Source organism: Staphylococcus croceilyticus (assembly GCF_002902575.1).
Lineage (GTDB): Bacteria > Bacillota > Bacilli > Staphylococcales > Staphylococcaceae > Staphylococcus > Staphylococcus croceilyticus.
Map to the genome: position 1 here is coordinate 31,235 of NZ_PPRD01000005.1, position 8,977 is coordinate 40,211.

The following is an 8,977-nucleotide window of genomic DNA, read 5'->3' on the forward strand; positions in this document are numbered from 1 at the left end:
AAAACGAAATTCATTGATTTTTGAGGATTTGAAATATAAATTTCAACACATGCAAAAGAAGAGGTAGGGCAAGAATGCTTTACCTCTTTTAAAAATGAAAATAATATGGTTAAAATGAAGCATGTTTAAACTTTATCTTAAAGTATATAAACATATTGATATATTTATATAATTTTATTATTATATAAATAGAACAACCACAGTGCGGGGTTCTGATAAAACGAAATACATTGAAACCAGTAGCCAGCCCATTATGAGGCTAGGCAATAATTGAATATCATAATAAAAATAAAGAGCTTTGACTTTTAGTAGACATAGCTCTTTATTTTTATGCCTCAAATAAATATATTGGCATTTTATAGAAATATTAAAAACCAATCAGGGTATATTTTAATCACATCCTCTGCTAACGCTAAAGAAAATCGTTATAATAAATATGTATATTATATGGAGGAATGTATTTTGGATTTTTGGTTAAAAGAACAAAGTATAAAAAATAAAAATAAAATCGCAGTTACTGATGGTGAAACTGCTATAACATTTGAAGATTTATATCATCGTGCTTTTAAACTATCTCAACGCTTACTTTCTTTGAATGAAAATAGAGTAGGACTCTATATTCACAATGATATTGAATCGGTCGTATTAGTCAATGCATGCTGGTTAGCGAATATTGAAGTAGCTATGATTAATACACGTTTAACGCAACAAGAAATGATTAATCAAATGCGCTCTGTAGATATTTCGACAATTATTTCTACTACGAATTTTGATTTGCCTTCTTTTAAAAATGTATATTTCAATGAATTAAGTACACTTGAACCGTCTTCAAACACACAAATGTTCGATATTACACGTATTGCTTCAATTATGTTTACTTCTGGTACTACAGGTCCTCAAAAGGCAGTACCACAAACCTTTGAAAATCATTATGCGAGTGCCGTAGGTTGTAAACAAAGTTTAGGCTTTGATCAAGATACAATATGGCTCTCTGTACTACCTATATATCATATTTCTGGTTTAAGCGTAATTTTACGCTCACTTATTGAAGGATTTACTGTTCGTATTTTAAAGAAATATGATACTCAAACAATGCTTAATATTATAAAAGAAGAAAAACCTACCCATGTGTCCCTCGTGCCACAGACATTAAAATGGCTTATGGATGCAGGGTTAAATCAGTCATTTTCAATAGAAAAAATATTATTAGGTGGCGCGAAGTTATCATCAACATTAATTGATCAAGCACTAGATTATCATTTACCTATCTATAATTCATTTGGTATGACGGAAACGTGTTCTCAATTCTTAACTGCTACGCCAGAAATGCTTGCGCAACGTTATGACACTGTTGGAAAGCCTAGTGAGAATGTGAAAGTTAAAATTAAAAATCCAAATGAAGAAGGGCATGGAGAACTTCTCATCAAAGGCAAAAATGTGATGAATGGCTATTTATATCCTGAGCAACTGGATGACACGTTTGAAGATGGTTATTTCAAAACGGGTGATATTGCAGAAATAGATGACGAAGGTTACGTCATGGTTTATGATCGTCGTAAAGATTTAATTATCAGTGGCGGCGAGAATATATATCCATATGAAATTGAAACGGTTGCTAAGAAATTTGAAGGTATAGAAGATGCAGTATGTGTTCCACAGGATGATGAAACTTGGGGCCAAATTCCAGTGCTTTATTATGTTTCTGAAAATGAACTTTCAAAGGATGAACTTACTCAATTTCTAAAAAATAATTTAGCTAAGTACAAAATTCCTAAGCATTATTATCGCGTGGAATCATTACCTTATACTTCTACCGGAAAATTACAACGTAATAAAGTTATTTCGCAGGTAAATCAACATGAAAATTAAAGAAGTCAATTTTTATTACTATAATGCAGCATTTCACTCGCCAATTATTACTCCTAAAGTTGAAATGATCCATAGAAAAGCGCTTATAGTGGAATTAATCACTGATGCAAATCAGTCTTATTTTGGAGAATGCAACGCGTTTGAAACAAACTGGTATGATAAAGAAACTATTTATTCTGTAAAAAGCATTTTAGAAGATTGGGCGAGCAACATTAAAGGAGTTATATTTAATAGTTTTGCGGATTGGGAGACATATTTGAATCAGCTTGATTCTTTTCCAGCAGCACGTTGTACAGCAGTGATGGTAATTTATCAAATGTATCATCAGCTACCTAGTTTCACTGTAGAATATGGCGCTACTGCCAGCGGTTTAACGGAAGCACAGTTACAAACGCTTCAAACGACGCAACCACCTCGTATTAAGCTCAAATGGTCTGATCGGTTGAATGAGGATATTCATAAGTTGAATTCATATCTTAAGCATAAGTATTACTTAGCGCTAGATGCTAATGAATCATTATCTACTCATGATTTGGAAAAGGTAGAACAAATAACGTCGCAAAATATTATATACATCGAAGAACCTTTTAAATCATTAACTCTACTTAATGAAGTAGAGTTAGATAATTATCCACCTATTGCTATAGATGAAAAAGCACTCAACGAAGAAACTATTATTTCAATAATTGAACATTATCCAATCGATGTAGTGATTATAAAACCATTTAGAGTAGGCGGGATTGATAAAGCACAACGATTAATTCAAACTTTACAACGACAACAAGTTAAAGTGGTAGTAGGCGGGATGTATGAGTATGGTTTGAGCCGTTATTTTACAGCGTTGCTATCAAAAGAAGGGGATTATCCAGGAGATATTACGCCAGACGGGTATTATTTTAATGAAGATTTTACGCAAGGTATAGGTAAATTAAAAGAGGGATTGATTTATTTTAATCCCCCTGTTATTAATAAAGCGCAATTAATACCTTATGAGTGATGATGGTCGTTGTTGTCTTTTTTTAAAGGGACAGGGTCGAAACCACCTTTATGAAGTGGATGACATTTTAAAATGCGACGCACGCCCATATATCCCCCTTTAAAGGCACCATAGACTTCAATTGCTTCTCTAGTATATTCTGAACAAGTAGGATAGAAGCGACAAGTTGGTGGTGTCATAGGTGAAATATAACGCTGATATATATGAATGATGCCTAAAAATAATTTTTTAAACATAGGTACCCTCCGTCATAGATTGATTATTAAATAGTTTAACACATTCAAAGGAGTAGTGAGGAACGTGGAGTTTATAGATAAAGATAATAGACGTGTCACAATGCAGTTTAAAACAAATAATGATGAACCGAATGGCAATCACGTTTTAGCTATTCCCATTTTCAAAAAACAGCTATTATTTACTCAGCACAAACAACGAGGCATTGAATTTCCTGGGGGCAAAGTTGAGCAAGGGGAGTCTAGCCGACAAGCGGTTGAGAGAGAGTTGTTTGAAGAGACAGGGGCAATTGCTGATGGTATAAATTATATTGCTCAATATCAAGTGCATACCAATAATGAATCTAAATTCGCCAAGGATGTTTATGTTATTGAGGTCAAAGAGATTCAAAATAAAAAGGACTATTTAGAAACTGAGGGTCCTCAGCTATTTAAGCGAATTGATGATATTACTGAAGCGCAACAAAGTTATTTAATTCAAGATGATGCGATTCTTAAATGTTTGGAGAGGGTGATTGAGCTTGGGTATTATAACTACTAAAAAAATGCCAATTGAATCACACACACACCGTTTTGAAGAAATTACGTATGATGTTGATCATCTTAAAGTCAAAGCATTACAAATGACGCCTTATGATGAAAGCGTATACCGCATAGTGATATATTTACGCGGAGGTAAAGGACAAGTTGGACGTGTACGTGCTGCGAGGTTAATGCAGTTTGCGAATTTAAATACATTAGTTGTAGGTCCATATTATAGAGGAAGTAATGGTAGTGAAGGTCGAGATGAATTTTGTCGTGCAGATTTAAACGACGTGACGGAACTAGTGCGCATTTTAAAAAAGAAATATCCAAAGGCTTATGTGCATATGATTGGTTTCTCAAGAGGGGGACTGCAAGGGTTACTTACGTTCCAAGATTATCCAGTTGATAGTTACATTGCATGGGGCGGCGTTTCTAATGTGCGATTAATGTATGAAGAACGCGTGGATTTGCGCGGTATGTTGCGACGAATGGTTGGTCATCCTAAGAAAGATAAAGAAGAATACGAGAAGAGAGATGCCCTTAAATCAATAGATAGTAAAAGTCCGCCAATATTAATTGTACATGGGGGCAAAGATTGGCAAGTTGGCATTCATCAAGGTTATTACTTGGAAGAACAGTTGCAGAAGAAGGACGCTCTATATGACACATTCTATCAATTAGAAGAAGGACATGTGCCACGTCCTAAACCTATGAAAGATGCATTGAATTATATTCATGCTTGGATGAAGAAAATTGAAGAAGAAAAAGAAAATGCCCAATCTCACTAATACATCATTAAGATGTCAGTGGAGTGGGCATTTTTCTATTTAATAATTAAGTATTATTTATTGAATCCGCCAGTTTCTGCAATTTCTTTAACTTCTGGACCGAATTTTTTGAAGTTTTCTTCAAAACGTTTAATTAAATCATCAGCTTGCGCACGATATTTATCTGAATCGCTCCATGCGTTGATTGGGTTTAAGATTGTTTTAGGTACGTCTTCTACTTCAGTAGGAATGCTTAAGCCGAATTTTTCATCTTTAATAAATTCAGCATTTTTTAATTTACCAGTGATAGCTTGGTCAACCATGTAACGTGTGTAGTGTAAGCTAATACGACGACCTACACCATATTTACCGCCAGTCCATCCTGTGTTTACTAAGTAAACATCTACATCATGCTCATCGATTAATTTACCTAATAAATTAGCGTATTTAATAGGATTTAATGGTAAGAATGGTGCACCGAAGCATGTTGAGAATGAGGGTTCAGGTTCTGTGACACCGCGTTCTGTTCCAGCTAATTTAGAAGTGAAACCACTTAAGAAATGATACATTGCTTGTGATTTAGATAATTTAGCAATTGGAGGAAGTACTCCGAATGCATCTGCAGTTAAGAAGATAATTGTATTAGGATGTGCTGCTTTTGAAGGTAATACAATATTATCGATATGGTGAATAGGGTATGCTGCACGTGTATTCTCAGTATTAGTGTTATCGTCGAAATCTACACGACCGCGTTCATCAACTACAGTATTTTCTAAAATTGTACCGTATTTAATAGCATTAAAGATTTGAGGTTCTTTTTCTTTTGAAAGGTTAATTGCTTTAGCGTAGCATCCACCTTCAATATTGAAGACACCATTTTTATTCCAACCGTGTTCATCGTCACCGATTAATTTACGATCAGGTGCAGCAGATAACGTTGTTTTACCAGTTCCTGATAAACCAAAGAATAAAGCTACGTCTCCTTTATCACCTACGTTTGCAGAGCAGTGCATACTCATAATATCTTGCATTGGTAGTAAGTAGTTCATTACTGAGAAGATACCTTTTTTCATTTCCCCAGCGTATTCAGTACCACCGATTAAAATTGTTTTATGTTTGAATGAAATGATAACAAATGTTTCAGATTTAGTGCCATCTACTTCTGGATCTGCTTTAAAATGAGGCGCTGAAACAATTGTGAAGTTTGGTTTAATGTTTTTAGCTTCTTCAACTGATTCAGGTCTAATAAACATGTTTTGTGCAAATAGGTTATGCCATGCTAATTCATTGATAACCGTTAATTTAAGTTGAGTATCTTTGTCGCTTCCAGCATAGCCGTTGAAGACGTATAGTTCATCTTTTTTATCTAGATAATCTAAAACTTTATTGTAGAGATTTAAGAAGGTTTCTTCATCAATATGTTGGTTAATATCTCCCCAGTGGATATTATCTTTATAAGAAGGTTCAGTTACGATGAATTTATCTTTAGGAGAACGTCCTGTATATTTACCTGTACTTGCGTTAATTGCTCCTAATTCTGTTAATTCGCCCTCATTATTATCTAAAATCTTATTGTAAAGTTGTGTAGTAGAAAGTTGAAACAGTGAGCTTTCTTTCTCTAATAAGTGTTTAATTTTAGGTGTTTCGCTGTATGTATCTACTGACATACCCAATCCCTCCAGCATCAATTTATTGAAATATTTCGTATAAGCCTTTACATTAAATTAGTATAACATAATGGCTTAATTATTCCACCTGGTAAAGACAAAAACTTTTAAAAATCGAAATTGACATTAATGAGGGGATTCGGTAGTATAGTTAATAACGGATTCTCTTATCCTGAGTGGTGGAGGGACATGGACCCAATGAAACCCAGCAACCTCTTTTATCAAAAGAAAGGTGCCAAACCGTTTGCAGACATATATGGTCTGAACGATAAGAGCGAATGGACGTTTAAGAGCCTTCTCTCTATCTTTTATAGTGAAGAGGGCTCTTTTATTTTAGCTCACAATTTGAAAGAGAATTTTCGTAAATTTAAATAATAAAAGGAGCAAACCATGACTTATAATAAACGTTTATTTACTTCAGAATCAGTGACTGAAGGACACCCTGATAAGATCGCTGATCAAGTTTCTGATGCCATTTTAGACGAAATCTTAAAAGACGATCCAAATGCACGTGTCGCTTGTGAAACGACAGTGACTACTGGAATGGCTTTAATCGCAGGAGAAATTTCAACTTCTACATATGTAGATATTCCTAAAGTTGTACGCGAAACAATTAAAAATATTGGTTATACACGCGCAAAATATGGTTACGATTACCAAACAATGGCAGTATTAACTGCAATTGATGAACAATCACCAGATATTGCACAAGGTGTAGACAAAGCATTAGAATACCGCGAAGAAATTTCAGAAGAAGAAATCGAAGCAACGGGTGCAGGTGACCAAGGTTTAATGTTTGGTTATGCTACAAATGAAACTGAAACATATATGCCATTACCAATCTTCTTATCTCATCAACTTGCTAAACGTCTATCAGATGTACGTAAAGATGGTATTTTAGATTATTTACGTCCAGATGGTAAAGTTCAAGTGACAGTAGAATATGATGAAGATGATAAACCTAAACGTATCGATACAATCGTAGTATCATCTCAACATGCAGATGATGTTGAATTAGACCAAATTCAAAGTGATATTAAAGAACATGTCATTTATCCTACTGTACCAGAAGGCTTAATTGACGATGAAACTAAATTCTTTATTAACCCAACAGGTCGTTTCGTAATCGGCGGACCTCAAGGCGATGCTGGTTTAACAGGACGTAAAATTATCGTAGATACATACGGTGGTTATGCACGTCATGGTGGCGGTTGCTTCAGTGGTAAGGATCCAACTAAAGTAGACCGTTCAGCAGCATATGCAGCAAGATATGTAGCTAAAAATATTGTCGCAGCTGAGTTAGCTGATCAATGTGAGGTTCAATTAGCTTATGCTATCGGTGTAGCTGAACCAGTCTCAATTTCTATTGATACATTTAATACTGGTAAAGTTTCAGAAGCGCAATTAGTTGAAGCGGTTAGATCACACTTTGACTTAAGACCAGCAGGCATTATTAAAATGTTAGATTTAAAACAACCAATTTATAAACAAACAGCAGCCTATGGTCACTTTGGACGTACTGATGTCCTGTTACCATGGGAAAAATTAGACAAAGTTAATGTCTTAAAAGATGCTGTACAAGCACAATAACCTCTATTCAAATTTTGATGTTTTATATCGAAATTATTGATATTTTCTATTATAATTAGCACTATTGATAGTAATAGAAGTAAGCTTGTCGATAAAGTAATTTTAAGTATAATGACTGAAAGAAATTGTCTACAGTCTGAAGGAGCGTTGTCTTAATGAATTCATTTGGACCAATTGAAATTGGTTTAATTGCAGCAATTGTAGTAGCAATCATTTGTTTAATATTATTTTTAGTTACCTTGAAAAGTAAAAATAATATCAAACAAAAAACGAAAGAAGAATACAGTCTTAAAGAAAAGCAAATGTTAGAATCACATGAAGAGGCTTTAGAAAAAGAGCGTATCGAAAATAAGAAACAAGTCACTCGACAAAAAGAAGATTTCGATGCCACAATTAGCGGTAAAAATCGTGAAATTGATGCTTTAAAACTTTTCTCTAAAAATACAAGTGAGTATGTAACGGATATGCGATTAATTGGTATTCGTGACCGATTAGTTAACGAGAAACGTATTCGACGTGAAGATATGCATATTATGGCGAATATCTTTTTACCAAGTAATGAGTTTAATGATATTCAACGCATTAGTCATTTAGTATTAACACGTACTGGTCTTTATATCATTGACTCTCAATTGTTAAAAGGGCATGTTTACAATGGTATTAGTGGTAATCAATTCCAAGAGTTACCTATGATGGAACAAGTCTTTAACACACTTGATTTAGATGCGAAATCGCCTCAAACATTGGTGTTAGATCAGAATGATGACGAATCTTCTTTATCATTTGTAAATTATTCAGATCAACTTGAAGCGATTGAAAAGTTAGCGACTGACTTGCAAACGCAATTAGGTACGAAATATACGCCAACGGCTATTATGTATTTCAATCCTAAACGTGATGGAGATGTAACGATTTCAAATTATGCACAAAGTTCAAGTGTTAAAGTATTAGTTGGTCCTGAACAATTAGATGAGTTCTTTAATAAGTTTGTGTTCCATGGACGAATTCAATTTAATGTTGAAGAGTTACAATCTATTATGGATAAGATTGAAACGTTTAATTAATATACAAACGCTAGGAAGATTAATCTTTCTAGCGTTTTTTATGTTTGAATAAATTATTTTAAATGGAATTATACTCGTTCTAAGATAGAGTTTCACTCACTTAAGTTGCTGCGCGTTCCTGGGGTGCCGTCTCTAAAGCAGTTCTTAAATAGATCATCATTTTACTTATGTTGAGACGCTTGCCTAGGGGGCTGGGTCGAGCCTCGGTCTCGACACTCATCCTGCTCCCTCAGGCGTCACACAACGTCATTCGTAGTTCATCTTT

At 34.3% G+C, this 8,977-nt stretch carries 8 protein-coding genes and 1 riboswitch; of the genes, 6 read left to right on the forward strand and 2 right to left on the reverse strand.

Annotation, left to right across the window (positions count from 1 at the left end; genetic code table 11):
* The first annotated feature begins 462 nt into the window (after nt 1–462).
* Together menE and menC are read left to right on the forward strand one after the other, a co-directional pair.
* Complete coding sequence (menE, locus tag CD128_RS00845) at nt 463–1,869, forward strand: o-succinylbenzoate--CoA ligase (protein ID WP_103328209.1); 1,407 nt, start codon at nt 463–465, stop codon at nt 1,867–1,869.
* Complete coding sequence (gene menC / locus CD128_RS00850; RefSeq protein ID WP_103328210.1) at nt 1,859–2,866, forward strand: o-succinylbenzoate synthase; 1,008 nt, start codon at nt 1,859–1,861, stop codon at nt 2,864–2,866. The genes menE and menC overlap by 11 nt, the downstream gene beginning before the upstream one ends.
* Here menC and yidD read toward each other — a convergent pair.
* Nucleotides 2,857–3,102: a membrane protein insertion efficiency factor YidD gene (gene yidD, locus CD128_RS00855; protein ID WP_103298645.1), complete on the reverse strand. Its 246-nt coding sequence runs from the start codon at nt 3,100–3,102 to the stop codon at nt 2,857–2,859. The two genes, menC and yidD, sit on opposite strands and share 10 nt — an antisense overlap.
* A gap of 100 nt (nt 3,103–3,202) precedes the next feature.
* On the opposite strand from yidD, the gene ytkD reads away from it, so the two are divergent.
* Both ytkD and CD128_RS00865 read left to right on the forward strand, forming a co-directional pair.
* A complete protein-coding gene (ytkD, locus tag CD128_RS00860; protein WP_231917235.1) occupies nt 3,203–3,640 on the forward strand; it encodes an RNA deprotection pyrophosphohydrolase in 438 nt (145 codons plus the stop codon).
* 4 nt (nt 3,641–3,644) lie between these two features.
* On the forward strand, nt 3,645–4,412 hold the full coding sequence (locus tag CD128_RS00865; RefSeq protein ID WP_415239147.1) for an alpha/beta hydrolase family protein: 768 nt from the start codon (nt 3,645–3,647) through the stop codon (nt 4,410–4,412).
* A gap of 53 nt (nt 4,413–4,465) precedes the next feature.
* Here CD128_RS00865 and pckA read toward each other — a convergent pair whose 3' ends face one another.
* Nucleotides 4,466–6,058 carry a phosphoenolpyruvate carboxykinase (ATP) gene (pckA, locus tag CD128_RS00870; RefSeq protein ID WP_103328213.1) on the reverse strand — a complete coding sequence of 531 codons (1,593 nt, stop codon included), beginning with the start codon at nt 6,056–6,058 and terminating at the stop codon, nt 4,466–4,468.
* Nucleotides 6,059–6,222: 164 nt separating this feature from the next.
* Nucleotides 6,223–6,333, forward strand: a riboswitch (SAM riboswitch).
* Nucleotides 6,334–6,448: 115 nt separating this feature from the next.
* Here pckA and metK point away from each other — a divergent pair.
* Both metK and CD128_RS00880 read left to right on the forward strand, forming a co-directional pair.
* On the forward strand, nt 6,449–7,648 hold the full coding sequence (metK, locus tag CD128_RS00875) for a methionine adenosyltransferase (protein ID WP_103328214.1): 1,200 nt from the start codon (nt 6,449–6,451) through the stop codon (nt 7,646–7,648).
* 155 nt (nt 7,649–7,803) lie between these two features.
* A complete protein-coding gene (locus CD128_RS00880; RefSeq protein WP_103328215.1) occupies nt 7,804–8,712 on the forward strand; it encodes an NERD domain-containing protein in 909 nt (302 codons plus the stop codon).
* Nucleotides 8,713–8,977 lie beyond the last annotated feature (265 nt).

Bases quoted from the DNA above. Each gene is read 5' to 3' on its own strand.
- menC (WP_103328210.1), top strand. From the start codon at position 1,859: ATGAAAATTAAAGAAGTCAATTTTTATTACTATAATGCAGCATTTCAC.
- yidD (WP_103298645.1), bottom strand. From the start codon at position 3,102: ATGTTTAAAAAATTATTTTTAGGCATCATTCATATATATCAGCGTTAT.
- ytkD (WP_231917235.1), top strand. From the start codon at position 3,203: ATGCAGTTTAAAACAAATAATGATGAACCGAATGGCAATCACGTTTTA.
- CD128_RS00865 (WP_415239147.1), top strand. From the start codon at position 3,645: ATGCCAATTGAATCACACACACACCGTTTTGAAGAAATTACGTATGAT.
- pckA (WP_103328213.1), bottom strand. From the start codon at position 6,058: ATGTCAGTAGATACATACAGCGAAACACCTAAAATTAAACACTTATTA.
- metK (WP_103328214.1), top strand. From the start codon at position 6,449: ATGACTTATAATAAACGTTTATTTACTTCAGAATCAGTGACTGAAGGA.
- CD128_RS00880 (WP_103328215.1), top strand. From the start codon at position 7,804: ATGAATTCATTTGGACCAATTGAAATTGGTTTAATTGCAGCAATTGTA.